The sequence below is a fragment of the Enterococcus sp. 3G1_DIV0629 genome, assembly GCF_002141285.1.
In the GTDB taxonomy this organism is placed as follows: Bacteria; Bacillota; Bacilli; order Lactobacillales; family Enterococcaceae; genus Enterococcus_B; species Enterococcus_B lactis.
On record NZ_NGLI01000002.1, the window covers coordinates 608965 to 628138 of the forward strand.

Consider the following 19174-nt stretch of genomic DNA (forward strand, 5'->3'; position numbering starts at 1 on the left):
ATGATAAATAACCCGATTTTAACTGGATTCCATCCAGATCCTAGTGTTTGTCGTGTTGGGAAAGATTATTATATCGCTGTTTCTACTTTTGAATGGTTCCCAGGTGTCATGATCTATCATTCAAAGGATTTAAAACATTGGCACTTGGTAAGTACGCCTGTCAACCGAACAAGTCAGCTGAATATGTTAGGGAACCCGGATTCTGGAGGTGTCTGGGCTCCTGCTTTGAGTTATCACGATGGGAAATTCTGGCTGATCTATTCCGATGTTAAAGAATTGAGTGGTAGTTGGAAAGACGTGAACAATTATTTGATTACATGTGATACCATCGACGGAAAATGGACAGATCCAATCTATTTGAATAGCTCAGGATTCGATCCATCCTTGTTCCATGAGGAAGATGGGAAAAAGTACTTGGTCAATATGGTTTGGGATTACCGTCCTACTCGTCATTCTTTCTATGGAATCGCCCTTCAAGAATATTCACCAGAAGAAAGAAAATTGATTGGTCCATCAAAGATCATCTTTAAAGGAACGAATCGAAAATTGACAGAAGCACCTCATCTTTATAAAATCAACGGCTATTACTATTTGCTGACTGCAGAAGGTGGAACGAAGTATGAACATGCGGCAACCATTGCCCGATCAAAGAAAATCGAGGGTCCGTACGAAGTCCATCCAGAGAATCCGTTGATTACTTCTTGGTCATCTCCTGAACTGCCTTTGCAAAAAGCAGGTCATGGGACGTTCGTTCAGACGCATACAGATGAATGGTATTTTGTCCATTTGACAGCTAGACCACTAAAATACAAAGAAACACCGCTTTTAGAAAACAGAGGGTATTGCCCCTTAGGAAGGGAAACTGCGATCCAAAAAATAGAGTGGAAAGCCCGTCCATACCAGAACAGATGTGGGAAAAAACACCTATCAAAGAAACATTCGATCAAGAAAAGCTCCCTCTGCATTTTCAAACATTAAGGATTCCCTTTACTGAAGAAATCGGTAGTTTGACTGAGCGAAAAGGTTATTTGAGACTATTTGGTCGAGAATCATTCCATTCGCTGTTCACCAAATCTTTAGTTGCTAGACGATGGCAGCACTTTTCATTTGAAGCCGTGACGAAAGTAGAATGTTCACCTGAGAATTTTATGCAACTGGCAGGAATGACGAATTATTACAATACTAAGAACTGGTCAAGCATCCATCTCACACATGATGAAGAGAAGGGACGAGTCATCGCTCTTTTAGATTGTGACAATGGACAATTATGTGAACCAGTCGGAATCATCCCCACACCCGATAATGTAAGCGCTATATATTTAAAAACTATAGTTTCTTATGAGACATATCGTTATTCTTATTCATTCGACGGGAAAGTATGGATAGACGTTGGTCATACTTTTGATAGCTTAAAACTTTCCGATGATTATACTGCTGAAACCCAAGAAGGATTTTTCACGGGAGCATTTGTCGGTATGTTTGCCATCGATACTTCCGGCACAAGACTGGCTGCAGATTTTGATTTCTTTTCGTATGAAGAAAAAGGAGGGAAGCCATGAAACAATGGAAGAAGCTGAGTGTTGCTCTATTAGGAGTCAGTTTGATAGGCGCACTAACTGCTTGCGGAACGAGCTCTGAGCGTTCTTCAGAAGACAATTTAGAATTGACTGTGTGGACGTTCACAGACGAACTTTCGACGATGATCAATGAATATTATTTGCCAGCTCATGAATCTTTGGATTACGAGATAAAGATCGTAGAGATCCCTTCTGATCAATTTGAGACAAAATTAGATCCAGTGTTAGGAACAAGAAATGCGCCTGATGTCATTGCCTTAGAATCTGCGTTCGTAAAGAAATATGTCGAATCAGGATTGATGGCTGATCTAGGAGAATACGGTCTGGAAGAAGCGGCAAGTGATACCTACTTATATGTCAAGGATGTCGGAACTAGCAGAGAAGGGACTTTGCATGCTTTAGCTTGGCAAGCAGCGCCTGGCGGATTTTATTATCGTGCTTCTCTAGCAGAATCACTTTTAGGGATTACAGATGCAGACCAGATGCAAGAGCAAATAGCTGATTACGAGAAATTTTATGAAGTGGCAAAAGAAGTCAAAGAAAACAGTGGTGGGACTGTCCAGATGATCTCCAGTGTCCAAGACTTAGCAAAACCATTTTTTGGCATGCGGGAATCAGGATGGGTGGAAGATGAAAAGCTAATCATCGATGATAAACTTCATGAATTAATGGATATTTCACGGCGATTTGTTGAAGAAGATTTGACGAAAGATACAGAAGGTCAATCAGAAGCATGGTTTGCTGGAATGAATGGCGAGACAGACTTTGGATATAGTCTGCCTACATGGGGATTACATTATTGGTTGAAACAAAATGCTGCTTCGGCAGACGGCTCTAGAACAACAGAAGGGGATTGGCGGATGATCCAAGGACCTTCTTCTTGGTTTTGGGGTGGTACATGGATCGGTGCCACGGACACTTCAGAAATGAAAGAAGAAGCAGCAGCGCTGATCCAATATCTAACTACTGACCCAGAATTTTTGGAACAATGGGCAAAAGATACGGGAGACTTCGTATCGAATGAACGGGTAGTAGAAGCAATCAAATCGTCTTACCAAGAAGACTTTCTGGGCGGGCAAAACCATTATGATGAATTTTCTGAAATGGTCCAATCAATCAATGCAAAAATTCTAACTGAATATGATCAAACAATCGAAACGTTGTTTATCGACCATTGCTTGACACCTTATTCTAAAGGAGAGACGGACAAAGAATCGGCTATCCAAAATTTCAAAGAGGCCGTAGCAAATGCTTATCCTGATTTAGAAATCGATTAGCTGGGACAGTTGTCTAAAAGGTACAAGAAAGGAGATTCGAGTGAAAAAAGCTAGATTTGAGCGCTACAATCGTTATGGTTTATTATTCATTGCCCCATTTTTCTTAGCATTTCTAGTATTTCAGCTTTATCCGATTTTCTATACTATTTTTTTAAGCTTCACAGATTTGAAAGGATGGAATACAGAAGCCTCGATCGTCGGTTTCGAAAACTATGTCAATCTTTTGAACAATGCATTGTTCCTTCAATCAATCAGAAACACATTGATTCTTTGGGGTGTGAATTTTGTCCCTCAGATTACGTTGGCGCTTCTTTTGGCTGCTTGGTTTACAAATCTCAAATTGAAGTTGAAGGGGACAGGTTTCTTTAAAATTATTTTCTATTTGCCAAACATTATTACAGCAGCGTCTGTAGCCGTTCTATTTTTTGCATTGTTCAGCTTTCCGATGGGGCCGATGAATTTGGTCCTGACTCATTTAGGTGTGTTGGAGCGACCGTTTGATTTTTTCCGAAGTGTGGCAAGTACACGCTTGATTGTCTCTTTTATTCAGTTTTGGATGTGGTATGGGCAGACAACGATTGTACTTGTTTCAGGGATATTAAGTATCGATCAGTCGCTTTTCGAATCTGCCATGGTTGATGGCGCAAGTGATGCTCAGATTTTTCGAAAGATCACGTTGCCGTTATTGAAACCTATCATGCTGTATACTTTAGTGACGTCATTGATCGGGGGTCTGCAGATGTTCGATATCCCGTTTTTATTGACTAACGGAAATCCTGACAATAGTGTCAACACGATTACGATGTTCATCTACAAACAAGCATTTACTGGTAGTCGGAATTTTCAGATTGCTGCGACAGCTTCAGTCATTTTGTTAGGGATGTCGATTCTTTTGAGTACATTGCTTTTCCGGTTTTTCCAAGAAAAGAGCAAAGTGAGGGGAAGAAATGGATAAACACTATCGGTTGCAACGTCTGCTGATTTATGGATTCATGTTGTTACTTACGTTTTTGAGTATTTTTCCCTTTTGGGTCGTTCTGGTAAATTCCACACGTTCAGCAGAGCAAATACAACAAGGGCTATCCTTACTTCCAGGAACACAGTTAGCAGCGAATTGGCATGTTTTGAGGAATAAAGGATTCGATGTGTTCAACGGATTCCAAAATAGTTTGGTGATCTCAGCTGGTGCTACGTTATTGAATGTTTATTTCTCTGCCTTGACTGCGTATGGATTGATTGCTTACCGCTTCAAAGGAAAAAGACTTGCTTTTGCCGTTATTCTTGGATTGATCATGATTCCTCAGCAGATCAGCATGATTGGTTTTTATCAATTTATGAATCGGTTGGATTTGCTGAATAGCTATATTCCATTGATCTTTCCAGCGATTGCATCGCCTACGACTGTCTTCTTTTTGAAACAATATCTGGAGACTGTCTATCATTCCGATTTGGCAGATTCAGCGCGTTTAGATGGTGCAGGAGAGCTGAAGATTTTCCATAAAGTGATGCTTCCTTTGATGAAACCGGGATTAGCGACGATGGCTATATTTTCATTCGTGACTACTTGGAACAATTTTTTGATGCCGCTGATCTTGATCAACGATACTGACAAATTTACCTTGCCGATGTTGATCCAGCTGTTAAAAACCGATGTCTATCGTACAGAATTCGGCAGTATGTATCTAGGGATTTCTCTCAGTATCGCACCGCTTCTGCTGATTTATCTGTTTTTATCGAAGTACATCATAGGTGGCGTGACTGCAGGTGGGATCAAAGAATAGGGAAAACGGACATTGTCAGCAATCGTTTTCGATAGGATAATAAAAACAAGGCAGGTGGTTAAATGTATATTTTAGGTATTGATCTAGGAACTAGTTCATTGAAGGGATTAGTAATGGATAGGAATGGGAGGATCCAAGGTGCGGCGAGCGAAGACTATCCGTTACTACAACCAGAAGCTGGATTTAGTGAACAAGATCCCAAAGACTGGATCCAAGCTTGTGGTCAAGTGATCGAAGAACTAGCTGAAAAAGTACCTGATTTTACTCAAAAATTAGAAGGAATCAGTTTTTCTGGTCAAATGCACAGTTTAGTCGTACTAGATGAAGCGAACCAACCGTTAAGAAATGCGATTTTATGGAATGATGTGCGTACAACCCAAGAATGTGAAGAAATAATGGAAAACTTTGGTGATCGATTACTTGAGATTACCAATAATCGCGCATTAGAAGGTTTTACGTTACCTAAAATGCTATGGCTTCAAGAAAATGAGCCGGAATTATGGGCAAATGTTCGTCATGTTTTATTGCCGAAAGATTACCTTGGATTTTGGCTGACAGGAAACCAGCAGATGGATTATTCAGATGCTGCAGGTACGTTATTACTTGATATGGAAAGAAAAACATGGTCTGAGGAGCTCTTACAGACTTTCCATATCTCTCCTAAAATACTGCCTCCGCTTGTATCTTCTACTACTTGCATTGGATCGGTACGCAAAGAACTAGCAGAACAATTTGGTTTTCACAAAGAAGTAAAGGTATTTGCTGGCGGAGCAGACAATGCATGTGCTGCTTTAGGTGCTGGGATCATCCAAGATGGCGCAGCTATGGTCAGTATTGGAACCTCAGGAGTATTTTTGTCTTATGAGAAAAATAACCAAAAGTCTTATGAAGGCAAACTTCACTTATTCCATCATGCAATAAATGATGCTTACTATTCTATGGGAGTGACGTTAGCTGCGGGACACAGTCTCAATTGGTTCAAAAAAACTTTTTCCAAAGGACTTTCTTTTGACGAACTGCTGCAAGGAATCGAAAAGATCGAGCCAGGATCAAATGGATTATTGTTCACACCCTATCTCTCAGGAGAACGAACACCGTACGCCGATAGCCAGATACGGGGGAGTTTCATTGGTATGGATATTCGACATACACTTAGCCATTTTACCCGAGCGGTGTTGGAAGGGATCACCTTTTCATTGAAAGATTCGCAACAGTTGATGGAAGAACTAGCGGGTCGCAGATTTACACGTATTGTTTCGGTGGGAGGAGGCGCGAAAAATCTTGCATGGCTACAAATCCAAGCTGATATTTTCGATGCAACGATCTATTGTTTAAGTGCGGAGGAAGGACCTGCATTAGGCGCAACAATGATTGCTGCACTAGGATTAGGGTGGTTCTATACACCTGAAAGCTGTTGCCAGTTTTTTATCCAATATACAGATGCAGTGGAACCTCTCTCACAAAATGTAGAAAAGTATCGTAAAATCTATCAACAATACCGAAAAATCTATCCAGCAACGAAGGAAATCTGTCATAACTTATAAATTATAAAACAGAAGGGCTGTGACAAAAGTTTGGTCACAGCCTCTTCCATTTTCTTTATTTCAACCTTGGTTCGATTCTTTTCATCTCAGCAGTCAATGCTTTTCTGCGCGGATATTTTTCTCGAAGTTCTTTGGTCAACAATTTAGCTGTCACAAGTCCGTTTGGCAAGCTAGCCATTTTTTCTATTTGGTTGCCAAGTTTTTGGTATTCCAATTTTGTCGCAAAATTAGCTACGTTTTGACGTAATTCAAATTCATATTTTTGTAATAACTGTTTAGGACAATAGTTTTTCAAGATATCAAAGTGCCGGTCGACCATGATCAAGCTGTCTGTGCTTTTTACATAATCCCACAATAAATCATAACAACCTTCTGCTGCATAAAAGCGATCCACATTTTTATGATATTTAAGAGCTGAAAACAGTTCATTGCGTATGATCGGCCACGTTTCAGGTGGGCATGCGTTTTTTAGTTTTTCCAATGTAGGGAAGTGGATACTGTCAGATGCTAATAAACGTTTTTTCAAATTTTCTATTTTACTTGTATCATCCGTATTTTTTAAAGTAGAGCCAGTTGTTTTTTTGATGGATTTAGACTGCTTGTCCGTGTGTGTTTGTCCTTTTTTATGGGGCTCGCCTTTTTTTACAGATTTTTTTCGTTTTTTGGTTATTTTTTTCTTTTGGCTAGAGAACTCTTTTTCCTGAAATTCTTCTTTCAGGATTTTTATGGAGTAGTTTTTTGAATAAGAGGCGTCAGTATGATCGACTTGGCAGACGAACCAAGAGAACATTTGTCTTTTTTCTGCACGGGGTGCTTCTGCTAATAATTCTTTCCATAAATAATAACAATCCTCTATCAGAAGAAGTGATCGTTCGTCCGCAGGCTCCAAATAGCATGTTTCAAGAGTAGCAATCACTTCATTGATCAATTCGAATGCGGGAAGATAGGCATTTTGCTGTATAAGCGACTCAACAGCTTCTTGGATGAACGTTCGCATCTCCATGATAAACTTCGCTGTTTTCCTGTTTTTGTTTTTTCCGATAGGATGATCGTATTTGTGGATGATCGTTGCTAGTTTATCTGTGTAGTTTACTGCATGGAGCGGGATCTTCTCTTTGAAGCGTTCGATAAATTGCGGATGTTCTATAAGAATCTCTGTTAAAAGTTCCCGTACAAGAGAGGAACTAGCGGAAGAAACAAGGGAAGAGAGTTCGGAAAGCGAGTAGTTGGATTTTTTTATTGGACGTTCTTCGTAAGCGAATAAGACAGCCGCCATGTGCTTGCAGTTTTTTCCTTCTATGGCATATAGACAATCGCAAGTCATATTCGTCTTTTCATCCCATGTGATCACTACCTTATAATCTTCCGTGCCAGAAACTGTTGCGGTCAAGTGTTTGCTCGTATAGTTCAAATGACTGACAAACCCGTGCAGATGATAGCTATACCCGCGTTCCAAAATGTTTTCAGGAAAAAGCTCAAGCCAATTATTCATATAGTTCTCCTTTCATGAAACACTTGTTTATATTTAGTATAAAGAATCGTTAAAGAAAAAAGTAGCTGATTTTACCATATCTGTGAAGCAACTTTTTCTCGAATTGTCAAAAATTAATTCTGCGTTCCTTTTCTTAAAGAATGAGAGAAAAAGTAAAAAAATAGCGTATTTTAAAGATGGAACTTTTTGTTTTTTTATTTACCTGGCAAAAATGAAGGAATTTTGTTGGAAATAAATAATTGTTCCAATTGATAAAAGAGGTATGATGTAACGCAAAGAAAGATTCAAGCAGCGTTCGTATCAACAATCCGAATAGCCGCTTGCTTTGTACAGTAGATAGTAAGCGGTTTAACGAAGGGGATAAAAGCTATTTTTCCTTCTTTGTTAACTTAGAATGTGTCTTCCCCAAAATTCATTTTTTCTAAAGGTAAAACATAAGTAGGCAGATACTACCAATTATCCGTTACAAAACGCTGCTTGAGAATTTTCTTTAAATCCATACAAATTTTTCTATACCCGACTAAATTGGTTCCTGATTCATCAAGTAATTGACTTTCTTTGATAATATGATAAAAAGGCAAGCAAGGAGGAAGATAAACATGCTTAAAGATCTGAACCAATTGATTGATTACATCGAAGAACATTTGACAGAAAGTCTTACCTATAAAAAAATAGCCGAAAATACAGGAATCTCTGAATATCAGTTAAAGCGCATCTTTACGTTTATTGCAGGGATGTCTCTGATGGACTATATCAAAAACCGTAGATTGGCTTTGGCTAATCGCGATCTTCTAGGTGGGGAAAAAGTAACAGAAACGGCGTTTAGATATGGATATGAAACAGTCGAGGGTTTTTCAAGAGCTTTTCGTGATTGGTCAGGTTATCTGCCTTCAGAAATCAGCAGATATGGCATACAAAAATCTTTTCCACGCTTGACATTTTTTATTGATGTCAGAGGAGGAAAATCGATGGAATTTCGTATCGAAAAGAAAGAACAGTTTTATGTGGCAGGTGTGGCGAAAAAAGTTCCTGTCCAATTTGAAGGAGTCAATCAAGAAATACAAAAGTTAGCGCAGACGATCACGGAGACTCAAAGGGAAGAGATGCATAAGTTAGGAGATTTATATCCACATCAAGTAATCAACGTTTCTTATGGATTTGATGCAGACCGCTTAGAAGAAAAGGGTAGTTTAATGCACATGATCGGCTTTGCTACGACAAAAGAAAATCCGTACGCTGATTTAGAAATGCTTGCTATAGAAGAACACACTTGGGCCATTTTTCCTAATAAAGGACCATTTCCCCAAACTTTACAAGACACTTGGGGGAAAATCTATGCAGAATGGCTTCCTTCTTCAGATTATGAGCTAGTTGAAGCTCCCGAGATCTCTTTTACAAAATGGGGAGCGGATTTCAGTCATGTTTACAGTGAGATTTGGATTGCAGTAAAATTAAAGAAATAGTTAAAAAATAAAAGCACCTCTATGAAAAAGAACGTAACTTTGTCAATTCCCTTTAATTTTACGTAAGATAAACTTAACATAATAGAAAGGGTGGGAGAAATGGCAAAGTATAAGATTGAAGAAAAACCAGAGTTTGCAGTGACAGGTATTGGTGTGGAATTGAAAAGTAGCAATACAGATTTTGTCGGTTTGGCAGCAGAGAAGCAAGCCTTTGAGCAAAAAGTCATCAGTGACGGAACAATAGACACCTTGAAACAAGCTGCTGAAAATCATTATTTCTTTACAGTCAACGAACCCTATGACGGAAAAATGATGTACTATGTCGGTGTTCAAACGAGCCAGGATGTTCCTAACACTACGAAGATCATCCCATTTCCAAAAGGAATGTATCTCGTTGTAAGCGCTTCATCGGAGTCGCCTGAAGAACTAAGGAACGATTTGACGAATACGGCCTTTGGACATGTTTTAAGAGAAGTAGAAGATTACGCCTATGTTGATGGTCCGAATGCTGTCGTTGAAATGGGTGTTATCGATGGGAAATACATTGGAGAAATCTGGATACCGGTAGTCAACAAACCATGATAATATAGAGGCCGTGAAAGTAGCGCTTTGACCTGAGCTTTAGAGAGGAAAAATGGAAAATAGCTTTCCATATTTTGTATTTTTCAGAACTAATGCCGAGGGTCAGCTACTTGAACACCGTTTATCAAGACGTCATGACTTCAGCGCTTTGACCTGAATATTAGAGAGAAAAAAGAGGCATGACAATTCTTTTATTCTCCCGAGAATAAAAGAATTTTTGTAGACGATTCCGATCAGAAAAATGCAGGTCCAGTAGAGAGAATTATAAAAATCTCTCTACGAGGTCTGTGTTTTCTGGCCTTTTTTCTTTTTCCAAAACGGCTATTTTATGTATCAGACTATCAAGTGTGATCTTAGCCATTTCTTCTTCTGCTTTTTTCTGCAGCCGAGCGTAGCTTTCTTCTAAAGCTTCTTGGATATTTGCACCAACGACGCAATTTGGGTTTGTTTTTGGATCGACTTGGATAAGCTGTGTATTACCTTCAATGCTACGATAGACATCTAGTAAAGAAATCTGATCTGGTCTTTTGGCAAGGGAAGGTTGCGGTTTTCCGGTTTTTGTAAGGATCAAGCCGGATTTTTTGAGCTGACTCATGATTTTACGTACATTTGCTGCATTTGTTTCGATACTGCTGGCAATCATCTCACTAGAAAGCAATCGGGTATCTTGAAACATTTCAATATAGGCAAGTACATGGATTGCATCACTAAATTGCAGAGAATACTTCATCAGTTGTCATCCTTTCATTTTTTTTTGCTTGACTTATCTTACCACACTCTTTATGATAAAGGTGTAATTTATAAATGTACAGCTGTAAATCTTAACAAATAAAAAGAATAAGGAGTGGTAAATATGCATTATTTAGTAACAGGAGCAACTGGAGGTTTTGGTGGTTATGCGCTGGAATTTTTAAAAAAGATGGTTCCACAAAATGAAATCTATGCACTAGTACGTAGTGAAGAAAAAGGAGAAGCACTGAAAGAAGCTGGATTTAACATACGTATTGGTGATTATGATGAGTTAGATTCAATGAAAGAAGCGTTGAAAGGAATAGATCGATTGCTTTTTGTCTCTGGCGTTCCAGGAAATCGCCAAGCCGAACATGAGAATGTAGTGAAAGCAGCGCAAGCAGCTGGGGTATCTTATATCGCTTATACAAGTTTTGCAGATGCCGATCACTCAATCAGTGTATTAGCGCCAGATCACCAATTCACTGAAAAAACAATTAAGGATTCAGGTATTCCCCATACATTTTTACGGAACAATTGGTATGTAGAGAATGAATTACCTATCATTGGGCAAGCTTTAACAACTGGTCAATTCGTTTATGCTGCAGGAAATGGAAAAACAGGTTGGGCATTGAAACGGGAATATGCAGAAGCCGCAGCAAAAGTACTAGTAGAGAATGATTCCCCAGAAATCTTAGAATTATCCGGCCATCTAACTGACTATGAAGAATTAGCCAAGGCATTAGAGCGTGCGACAGGTAAAGAGTTAGAAATTATTGAAGCAAGTGATGTAGCGTTTGTCGAAAATCTAAAAGAAGCCGGATTCCCTCAAGCAGCAGCTGACATGTTTTTAGCGATCCAACATGATATCAAAAAGGATCAGTTAGCTATTTCCTCTGATGATTTAGAAAAAGTTTTGGAAAAACCATTAGTCTCTCTTGAAGCAGCATTGAAAGAAATACTGGATCAGGAATAATGTATAAAGAGGTTGTGAAAAAGCCGCTTAGTTTTGAGTATGAAGAAAAATTTTGTGAAAATGGCTTTCGACATTTTTGCATAAATTTGACTTCATACCGATAAACTGGTTTTTGAACACCGTTTACCAGAGGTTGTAAAAAAGCTGTTCTGCATCAAGTAATAAGAAGAGTCAAATAAAAAATAGCGCTTCATATGTTTCGTTTGGCTGGACTTATTACCGCGGAGTAGGCAGGAGAACGCCGTTTTTATTCGGAAAAAGGAGCTGAGACAAGATTTTTGTCTCAGCTCCTGTTTGTTTATCGATAAAAAAGTCTGGGGAAGACGATGGCTCAGGCTTTGTTAGAAACAGAGCCGATTTTATCATTTGCTTTTACATCACGTGCGGGTTCGATTTCTAAGCTTTGGACTTTGTCGCCATTTGTGAATACAACGACCATATCCGTGTTTTTGCCTGCAGATTGAATAGCAGCAAGATCAACTAAAGCAATCAATTGACCTCTTGCGACTTTTTGACCTTCTTCTACATATAAAGTGAATGGTTCACCTTTTAAGTCAACAGTATTGATGCCCATATGAAGCAAGACTTCGATACCAGCATCTGTTTGGATTCCGACCGCATGTTTCGTTGGGAAAATGTTTGTGATCGTACCAGCGATTGGAGAGAAGATTTCTCCATTTTCTGGTAATACAGCATAGCCGTCACCCATCATTTTTTCCGCGAATACATCATCTGAAACTTCAGTGATTGGAATCAGTTTCCCATTTGCGATAGCGTAAATATCTTGTTCGATCGTTCCGCCGGCAAATGTTTCTGTTTTAACCACGGTGTTTGTTTGTGCAGGTCTTGCTGCAGCGCCACCATGTAATTTTGCCATCTCATCTGCAACGAATTGTACTTCTGTACCTACGATGACTTGCGCATTTTTCCCATCAATGATTTTCATTCCAGGTACGCCAGTGGCTTTGATTTTGTTTTGATCGATCAGGCCTGTATCTTTGACTTGCAAACGAAGACGTGTAGTACAGTTGTCGATTGAAGTTACATTATCAGCTCCGCCTAATGCAGCGTAGATTTTGTTTGCTTGTGCAGCATATTTATTGTCTGAATTAGTCGTTGCAGTATCGTCATCTGAAAGATCTGCTTCCTCGCGGCCAGGAGTCATCAGATGGAATTTTTTGATAGCAAAGTTAAAGCCAAAGTAGTAAATTACTGCTGTTACTAACCCTTGGACGATCAACATCAATGGCTGATTCGCAATCGGATTTTTCAAAGATAGGAAGTAATCGACAAATCCGGCACTAAAGGCAAATCCTGCGGTCCAATGGAAGAATGCACTCACTGCTAAAGAAATCCCAGTGAAAATGGCATGCAAGACATATAATGGCCAAGCAACGAACATAAATGAGAATTCAAGTGGTTCTGTTACACCAGTAAAGAATGAAGCAAAAGCTGCTGCTAACATCAAGGAAGCTGTTTTTGCTTTGTTTTCTGGACGGGCATTTCTGTAAATAGCATATGCTCCTGCTGGAAGCCCGAACATCATGATTGGGAAAAATCCAGCTTGATACATTCCTGTTACGCCTTTTGTTCCTTCAGAAGCCAAGAATTTACCGATATCATTGATTCCAGCTACGTCAAACCAGAACACGGAGTTCATTGCTTGATGCAATCCTGTAGGGATCAGTAAACGGTTGAAGAAGCCATAAAGACCTGCACCAACCCAGCCTAAACTCAAAATGAATTTAGCAAAAGAAACTAAAGCAGAGTAAACCGGAGGCCATACGAGCAGTAGCACTGCACTGATCAGCAGCATGACGAAGGCAGCCAAGATTGGCACTAAACGCTTACCGCTAAAGAAAGATAAAGCCATCGGTAATTTTGCTTCGTGGAAACGATTATAAAGAGCTGCCGCAATCAATCCGGCAATAATACCAATAAATACGTTACTGATCTGAGCAAAAGATGGATCAACTGATTCTGGTTTGATATTCAATAAAGTAGCTACTGAATCAGTTTTTAAAACATTTACTGGAACTTCAAATGCAACCAACCCTGCTAAGGCAGCAGCACCTGATTTGTCCACTGACATCCCTAGTGCTAATCCAACAGCAAACAGCAAAGGCAATTGACCTAAAACTGCGTTACCGCCAGCTTGTAAAAAATGAGCGACAATGTCGTTACTATAAGATGCCCACCAGTTCCCGATCCCTACTAGCAAAGCAGCAGCAGGTAAGACCGCAACTGGGAGTTGAAGGGAACGTCCCATTCGTTGTAGATATGCTTTCAATTTTTTTCCTCCTCATGATTGTTAACATTTGTTTGTACGATTGCGCTTCTTAAACGCTCGATATGGATGGCCAAGTAACCCAGTTCTTCTTTCGTGATCGCGAGCTGGTATTCTTTGGTCAGCAACACACGGATTTTTTTAGAAATCTTATAGCTTTCTGGGTATTTTCGTTTGACCATTTCTACGATTTCCGTATCTAAGACAGCATATTGTTGCGCATGGGTTCGTTGTAGAAGCAGTCGTAAATGATTCACCAGTCTTGAATAATTCAGTGAAAATGGTTTTGAATGGATATCTGTTTCCAATTCTGATTCCACTAAATGGATGATATCAGATACAATCGTCACTTCACGGATACTGCGATGGTTATTATTTCGACCGCTTCGTCCGCTGTGGATATGGATTGCGATATATCCTGCTTCGTCATAAGTGTATGGAATCCCAAGCTCTTTCGTCAGATATTCTACTGCCCATTGAGCAATACTGAATTCATCACTGTAAAGCACTTCGATTTCTCTCAAAAGCTTGTTGCGGATGACGATACCGTTATTGATATTCTCCGCAGAAAAAGCAATGTGGTCGGTCAAAGCAATCAACACATGCTCATTCAGTTTCTCCATCAAGACAGTTTCCGCATGATCGATGATTGTTTCTGCTGCAAACAAAAAGCGTTCATCAATCTGATTGAGTAGATTTTGCAATTTGATTTGTCCTTCTGGCTCCATGACGAATATCCGCTCAATATCACGATCAAAGATCAAATCATTTCTTTTTCTGTCAAATCCAATTCCTTTTCCAATAGCTACTTTTTCCTGCCCACCGTCATCTACCAATACTGCATTTTGATTAAAGATCTTTTTGATTTTCATGCGCGCACCCTTTTTGAAGATTTGGTTTTCATGTCTGCTAGACCCGTTGATTGCGGCCAAACAAAAATAGACACGAAAAACCTCCTAGGGAAACCATGTTCCTCAGAGATTTTTCATGCCTAGTATGATCTAGTCACATGAAACGAATTATTGTTAACGTAATCATTTTATATAGACAGTTATGTTTTGTCAATTCTTTTTTTATAATTATAGTAATTTAATGGAATTATCAGAAATAAAATGAAGGAACAGATTAAGAAACCTGTGTTATTTAATTATTGGATCTTTTGCTTATCTTATTCGTTGTTAAAAAGCTGAAAGCAAAGGAAAGAAACGCTACTTAACTGTATTTCTCCGTTAGGACATCTAAAAATTTACGAGCTGCAGGAGAAAGCGGCTGGTCTTTTTTCCAAATGAGATTCAGTGAAGCTTGTAATGGCGGATCGAGTGGGATAAATATTTTTTCCGTCCCATAAGTATTGATGATCCCATCTAGAGCTAATGCACCAAAAGTCCCGTTATCGACCATTAAAGAAGCATTGTACAATAAGTTATATGTTCCGACGATCGATAACTGATCTATGCTGAAACCTAGCCATTCAGATAGTTGATTGTCCACTGACGTTTGCCGGGAAATGATCAAAGGAACAGTTTTTAGTTCTTGTGGATGGATAACGGTTTGTTTTGCTAAAGGATGAGTCCGATGTATCAAAAGTCCCCAACGATCTTGGGCAGGTAGTCGAAATGCCTGATATTTTTGCTTATTTGTCGGTTCGATCACGACTCCAAAATCGAGTAGCCCGCTATCCAATTTCTCCATGATATCATCTGCATTCCCACTATATAAATGAAACTGGATATCAGGATGCGCTTTGATCAACGAATGAAGGCTATCAGAAATGAAAGAGATTGCTTGAGTTTCACCGCCACCAATGTAGATTTCTCCAGAGATGATTTCGTCATTTGTTAAGTTGTTCGTCGTTTTTTCCACCAATGACAAGATTTCTTTTCCTTTTGAATAAAGATATCGACCAGAATCCGTCAACTGTATCTCTCGGGAGCCTCGAGTGAAAAGTGTCACACCAAGTTCTTCTTCTAAATCTTTCAGTTGTTTTGAGAGAGTAGGTTGCGTGATATGCAGCGATTTTGCTGCTCGGCTGATATTTTTTTCTCTAGCTACTGCTAAAAAATACGTCAGTATACGAATATCCATTTTTTCCCTCCTGTTTTTAAAAAGTATATCACTAAGTATAGCTAAAATGAATAGTTAAGTATATTTTATAAATATTAGACATAGTAAGCCGTCCGTTATAAAGTAAGGATAAAAGGAGGGAGCAAAATGACAAGTGCCATCGAAAAACAAATCGTTAATAAAGAGATTCGAGTGACGGATCCACTTTTTGAAGTGATCCATCAGATCCAAGCGGAAAACGAAGAGCCTTTAGCAGCGCTGAATACTGGGTACCATGAACCAGCAGATATCCGCAAACGGCTAGAAAAAATCATTAGTGACAAAGTAGATGATACGGTGACTGTTCTGCTGCCTTTTTATACAGATTTCGGCAAACATATTAGTATAGGGAAAAATGTCTTTATCAATCGTCAAGCGATGTTCGTCGACTTGGGTGGTATCTGTTTAGAAGATTCAGTATTGATTGGTCCTCGTGTCAATCTCATCACGGTAAACCATCTAACCGATCCAACAGAACGAAGAGGCTTGTCAGTAAAGCCAATCCACATCAAAAAAAATGCTTGGATCGGAGCAGGAGCAACTATTCTGCCAGGCGTAACGATTGGCGAGAATGCCATTGTTGCAGCGAATGCAACTGTTACGAAAGATGTCCCAGACAATACCATCGTTGCAGGAATCCCTGCCAAAATCGTCAAACCTGTCGAACGGATTATTTGAAGAGTAAGATGAAATAAGAGATAGTAAGTACAAGCAAAAGATTTTTCAAAACAGGAGGAGAATAGAATGAATGATTTATCAGAAAAAGTGATTGTCATCATGGGCGCTTCAAGCGGAATCGGTGAAGCAACAACGAAGCTGTTAGCAGAAAAAGGGGCTAAACTAGTCATTGCCGCACGCCGAGAAGATCGCCTCAAAGCAATAAAAGAATCTTTACCAGAAGCTGAGCTATATATTCAAACAGCAGATGTAAGAGACTTTGCGCAAGTCCAAGCAGTTATCGATTTAGCGATGGAAAAATTCGGTCGAATCGATGTATTGTACAATAATGCAGGGATCATGCCAACCGCACCATTAGTTGAAGGACACCGAGATGAATGGCAAAATATGCTTGATATCAATATCATGGGTGTTTTAAACGGGATTTCCGCCGTACTTCCAATCATGGAAAAACAAAAATCTGGGCATATCATTTCAACTGATTCTGTAGCAGGTCATGTTGTTTATCCTGATTCCGCCGTTTATTGCGGAACAAAATTTGCTGTCCGTGCGATCATGGAAGGATTACGTCAAGAACAGCGACAAAATAACATCAAATCTACAATCATCTCTCCAGGAGCTGTTCAAACTGAATTATATCAAACGATCAGCGACAAAAAAGCCGCTCGTGAACTTCATGAAGCGCAAAAAGAATGGGGATTAACATCTGAAGATATAGCATCTGCTGTAGCATTTGCGATAGAAACGCCAGACCGGATGTCTGTCAGCAACATGATCATCCGTCCGACGACACAAGAAGTATAATTCATAACGGATAATATCCAGAGAGAATTACTTGTTATTGGTTATTCAAATGACCAACTAACTAAATAAGGCGTGAATGAAGAAGGTTCTTCATTCACGTTTTTTTTATGTAGAAAAAGCAATTTTACCAAAAAAACAAAAGTTATTTAAAAATGGACATTGACTTACTTTTACTTTTTTAGTTACACTGTTATTTAGGAAAAGTTTCATATCCAAAGGAGAAAAAAGATGAAAGCAAAGAATTTATTATTTAGCGTTATTCTTTTAGGAAATCTAGCAGTTGCCAACACAACCGTGCTAGCTGAAGAAACGACAGGAACAGTCACAACTCAGACAACGAGTTCTTCAGAAATAGGAATTGAAAACGATACAGAAAGTACGTTGCAGTCAGCTGCTGTCTCCGAAAATACGGTTTCAACTGAAGAATCAACAACAGGGACAACAGAACAACCGCAAACGGAAGAAAGCACATCAGCAGAAGCTCAGAAAAATCCAGAGAATGCGGAAGAAATCACGAATCAATTGACGGATGGACAAACATTGACACATACCCATCAAGCAGATTTGTCTGAATTCGAAAACTATACTGGCTACGCTTTTTCTGCCCGCTCATCTGCTAATTCTCAACAAGCATTCATTGATAGTATTGCATCCACTGCACAAAGCTTGGCAAGTGCCAATGACTTATACGCATCAGTCATGATTGCACAAGCAATCGTTGAAAGCGGCTGGGGGAACAGTGCCTTGGCTTCTGCTCCTAATTACAATCTATTTGGAATCAAAGGAAGCTATAATGGCCAATCCGTTACGATGCCTACTTCGGAATATGTCAATGGACAATGGATCACGGTAAATGCTGCTTTTAGAAAATACCCTTCGTACAAAGAATCATTACAAGATAATGTGACGGTATTGAAGACGACTTCTTTCCAGCCGGGCGTGTATTATTATTCTGGTGCATGGAAAAGCAATACGAACTCTTACAAGGATGCTACAGCTTGGTTGACCGGTCGTTATGCCACTGCGCCTAATTATGGTGCTACATTAAACAATGTAATCGAGACTTACAATCTGACGCAGTATGATACAGCACCAACTTCAACTTCTCCAATGTATCGTTTATATAATCGTCATACAGGAGAGCATTTGTATACATTGAATGCCGGCGAAAAAAATTATCTGCCCACTGTAGGCTGGGAATATGAAGGGATTGCTTGGCAAGCACCAAACAGTGGACAGCCTGTCTACCGTTTATACAATCCTTACAGCGGAGACCATCATTACACAATGGCGCAATCTGAGATCAACTCTTTAACAAAAATCGGTTGGCGCTATGAAGGTCTAAGTTTTTATTCTGGTGGTTCCAAACCAATCTATCGATTATTCAATCCAAATGAAAAAACTGGTACCCATCACTATACCTTAAGTGCGAAAGAAAGAGATTGGCTAACGCCAATGGGCTGGAGATATGAAGGAATAGGATTTTATGGTTATTAAAAAGAGGTTGTGACAGAAGTGGTCAGCTTCAAGAAATAAGAAGAAATTTACGAAAATTGTTTCTCAAATTTTTGTAAATTTCGGCTTATTCTCGAAGAAGGTACTTCTGGAACACCGTGTATCAGAGGTTGTGAAATCAGCGTCCTGACCTGAGTATTAGAGAAACAAACGGAAAAATAGTTCTTCATATTTTGCCGTTTTTTGAGCTAATACCGAGGGTCAGCTGATTGAACACCGTTTAAGGAAGAGGTTGTGAAAAAGCTGTCCTGCATCAAGTAATAAGAACAGCCAAACAAAAGCAGTTTCTCATGTTTTTCGTTCGGCTGGACTTATTACCGTAGATGCAAGTTTTTGAACACCGTTTACTCAAAAAAGGTTGTGACA

14 protein-coding genes and 2 pseudogenes are annotated in these 19174 nt (G+C 39.3%); 11 read left to right on the forward strand and 5 right to left on the reverse strand.

What is annotated here, in order from left to right; genetic code table 11:
• The 5 genes and pseudogenes from A5816_RS11720 to xylB all read left to right on the forward strand — a co-directional run bounded on the left by A5816_RS11720 (nucleotide 1) and on the right by xylB (nucleotide 6179).
• A pseudogene (locus tag A5816_RS11720) lies at nucleotides 1–1559 on the forward strand (glycoside hydrolase family 43 protein).
• Complete coding sequence (locus A5816_RS11725) at nucleotides 1556–2854, forward strand: ABC transporter substrate-binding protein (RefSeq protein WP_086311397.1); 1299 nt, start codon at nucleotides 1556–1558, stop codon at nucleotides 2852–2854. The pseudogene A5816_RS11720 and the gene A5816_RS11725 overlap by 4 nt, the downstream one beginning before the upstream one ends.
• A gap of 40 nt (nucleotides 2855–2894) precedes the next feature.
• Complete coding sequence (locus A5816_RS11730; protein WP_002335286.1) at nucleotides 2895–3809, forward strand: carbohydrate ABC transporter permease; 915 nt, start codon at nucleotides 2895–2897, stop codon at nucleotides 3807–3809.
• Complete coding sequence (locus tag A5816_RS11735) at nucleotides 3802–4635, forward strand: carbohydrate ABC transporter permease (RefSeq protein WP_002315855.1); 834 nt, start codon at nucleotides 3802–3804, stop codon at nucleotides 4633–4635. The genes A5816_RS11730 and A5816_RS11735 overlap by 8 nt, the downstream gene beginning before the upstream one ends.
• Nucleotides 4636–4697: 62 nt before the next feature.
• A complete protein-coding gene (gene xylB, locus A5816_RS11740; protein ID WP_086311398.1) occupies nucleotides 4698–6179 on the forward strand; it encodes a xylulokinase in 1482 nt (493 codons plus the stop codon).
• A gap of 649 nt (nucleotides 6180–6828) precedes the next feature.
• Here xylB and A5816_RS16570 read toward each other — a convergent pair.
• Nucleotides 6829–7671, reverse strand: a pseudogene (locus A5816_RS16570) (SWIM zinc finger domain-containing protein); the annotation flags it as partial.
• Nucleotides 7672–8270: 599 nt separating this feature from the next.
• Here A5816_RS16570 and A5816_RS11750 point away from each other — a divergent pair.
• Both A5816_RS11750 and A5816_RS11755 read left to right on the forward strand, forming a co-directional pair.
• The gene (locus tag A5816_RS11750) at nucleotides 8271–9134 is read left to right on the forward strand and encodes an AraC family transcriptional regulator (RefSeq protein WP_086311400.1); all 864 of its coding nucleotides are present in this window, start codon (nucleotides 8271–8273) and stop codon (nucleotides 9132–9134) included.
• Between the two features lie 99 nt (nucleotides 9135–9233).
• A complete protein-coding gene (locus tag A5816_RS11755; RefSeq protein WP_086311401.1) occupies nucleotides 9234–9716 on the forward strand; it encodes a GyrI-like domain-containing protein in 483 nt (160 codons plus the stop codon).
• A 262-nt stretch (nucleotides 9717–9978) separates the two neighbouring features.
• Here the strand turns inward: A5816_RS11755 and A5816_RS11760 are convergent, their stop codons facing one another.
• Nucleotides 9979–10446, reverse strand: coding sequence for an Rrf2 family transcriptional regulator (locus tag A5816_RS11760; protein WP_086311402.1), 468 nt, complete (start codon nucleotides 10444–10446; stop codon nucleotides 9979–9981).
• A gap of 123 nt (nucleotides 10447–10569) precedes the next feature.
• Between A5816_RS11760 and A5816_RS11765 the strand changes: the two genes are divergently transcribed.
• Complete coding sequence (locus A5816_RS11765) at nucleotides 10570–11421, forward strand: SDR family oxidoreductase (protein WP_086311403.1); 852 nt, start codon at nucleotides 10570–10572, stop codon at nucleotides 11419–11421.
• Between the two features lie 331 nt (nucleotides 11422–11752).
• Here A5816_RS11765 and nagE read toward each other — a convergent pair whose 3' ends face one another.
• The 3 genes from nagE to A5816_RS11780 all read right to left on the reverse strand — a co-directional run bounded on the left by nagE (nucleotide 11753) and on the right by A5816_RS11780 (nucleotide 15793).
• Nucleotides 11753–13711 (reverse strand): N-acetylglucosamine-specific PTS transporter subunit IIBC, encoded by a 1959-nt coding sequence (gene nagE, locus A5816_RS11770; protein WP_086311404.1) that lies wholly within the window; start codon nucleotides 13709–13711, stop codon nucleotides 11753–11755.
• The gene (locus tag A5816_RS11775) at nucleotides 13708–14580 is read right to left on the reverse strand and encodes a PRD domain-containing protein (protein WP_086311442.1); all 873 of its coding nucleotides are present in this window, start codon (nucleotides 14578–14580) and stop codon (nucleotides 13708–13710) included. Before A5816_RS11775 ends, nagE begins: the two co-directional genes overlap by 4 nt.
• A gap of 340 nt (nucleotides 14581–14920) precedes the next feature.
• Nucleotides 14921–15793 carry a LysR family transcriptional regulator gene (locus A5816_RS11780; RefSeq protein ID WP_086311405.1) on the reverse strand — a complete coding sequence of 291 codons (873 nt, stop codon included), beginning with the start codon at nucleotides 15791–15793 and terminating at the stop codon, nucleotides 14921–14923.
• Nucleotides 15794–15919: 126 nt separating this feature from the next.
• On the opposite strand from A5816_RS11780, the gene A5816_RS11785 reads away from it, so the two are divergent.
• The 3 genes from A5816_RS11785 to A5816_RS11795 all read left to right on the forward strand — a co-directional run bounded on the left by A5816_RS11785 (nucleotide 15920) and on the right by A5816_RS11795 (nucleotide 18790).
• The gene (locus tag A5816_RS11785) at nucleotides 15920–16489 is read left to right on the forward strand and encodes a DapH/DapD/GlmU-related protein (RefSeq protein ID WP_002372464.1); all 570 of its coding nucleotides are present in this window, start codon (nucleotides 15920–15922) and stop codon (nucleotides 16487–16489) included.
• A 66-nt stretch (nucleotides 16490–16555) separates the two neighbouring features.
• A complete protein-coding gene (locus A5816_RS11790; protein WP_010733116.1) occupies nucleotides 16556–17293 on the forward strand; it encodes an SDR family oxidoreductase in 738 nt (245 codons plus the stop codon).
• Nucleotides 17294–17521: 228 nt separating this feature from the next.
• Nucleotides 17522–18790 carry a glycoside hydrolase family 73 protein gene (locus tag A5816_RS11795; protein WP_002372461.1) on the forward strand — a complete coding sequence of 423 codons (1269 nt, stop codon included), beginning with the start codon at nucleotides 17522–17524 and terminating at the stop codon, nucleotides 18788–18790.
• The last annotated feature ends 384 nt before the right edge of the window (nucleotides 18791–19174 follow it).

Bases quoted from the DNA above. Each gene is read 5' to 3' on its own strand.
- A5816_RS11735 (WP_002315855.1), top strand. From the start codon at position 3,802: ATGGATAAACACTATCGGTTGCAACGTCTGCTGATTTATGGATTCATG.
- A5816_RS11765 (WP_086311403.1), top strand. From the start codon at position 10,570: ATGCATTATTTAGTAACAGGAGCAACTGGAGGTTTTGGTGGTTATGCG.
- A5816_RS11795 (WP_002372461.1), top strand. From the start codon at position 17,522: ATGAAAGCAAAGAATTTATTATTTAGCGTTATTCTTTTAGGAAATCTA.
- A5816_RS11790 (WP_010733116.1), top strand. From the start codon at position 16,556: ATGAATGATTTATCAGAAAAAGTGATTGTCATCATGGGCGCTTCAAGC.
- A5816_RS11780 (WP_086311405.1), bottom strand. From the start codon at position 15,793: ATGGATATTCGTATACTGACGTATTTTTTAGCAGTAGCTAGAGAAAAA.
- A5816_RS11785 (WP_002372464.1), top strand. From the start codon at position 15,920: ATGACAAGTGCCATCGAAAAACAAATCGTTAATAAAGAGATTCGAGTG.
- A5816_RS11775 (WP_086311442.1), bottom strand. From the start codon at position 14,580: ATGAAAATCAAAAAGATCTTTAATCAAAATGCAGTATTGGTAGATGAC.
- xylB (WP_086311398.1), top strand. From the start codon at position 4,698: ATGTATATTTTAGGTATTGATCTAGGAACTAGTTCATTGAAGGGATTA.
- A5816_RS11725 (WP_086311397.1), top strand. From the start codon at position 1,556: ATGAAACAATGGAAGAAGCTGAGTGTTGCTCTATTAGGAGTCAGTTTG.
- A5816_RS11760 (WP_086311402.1), bottom strand. From the start codon at position 10,446: ATGAAGTATTCTCTGCAATTTAGTGATGCAATCCATGTACTTGCCTAT.
- A5816_RS11750 (WP_086311400.1), top strand. From the start codon at position 8,271: ATGCTTAAAGATCTGAACCAATTGATTGATTACATCGAAGAACATTTG.
- A5816_RS11755 (WP_086311401.1), top strand. From the start codon at position 9,234: ATGGCAAAGTATAAGATTGAAGAAAAACCAGAGTTTGCAGTGACAGGT.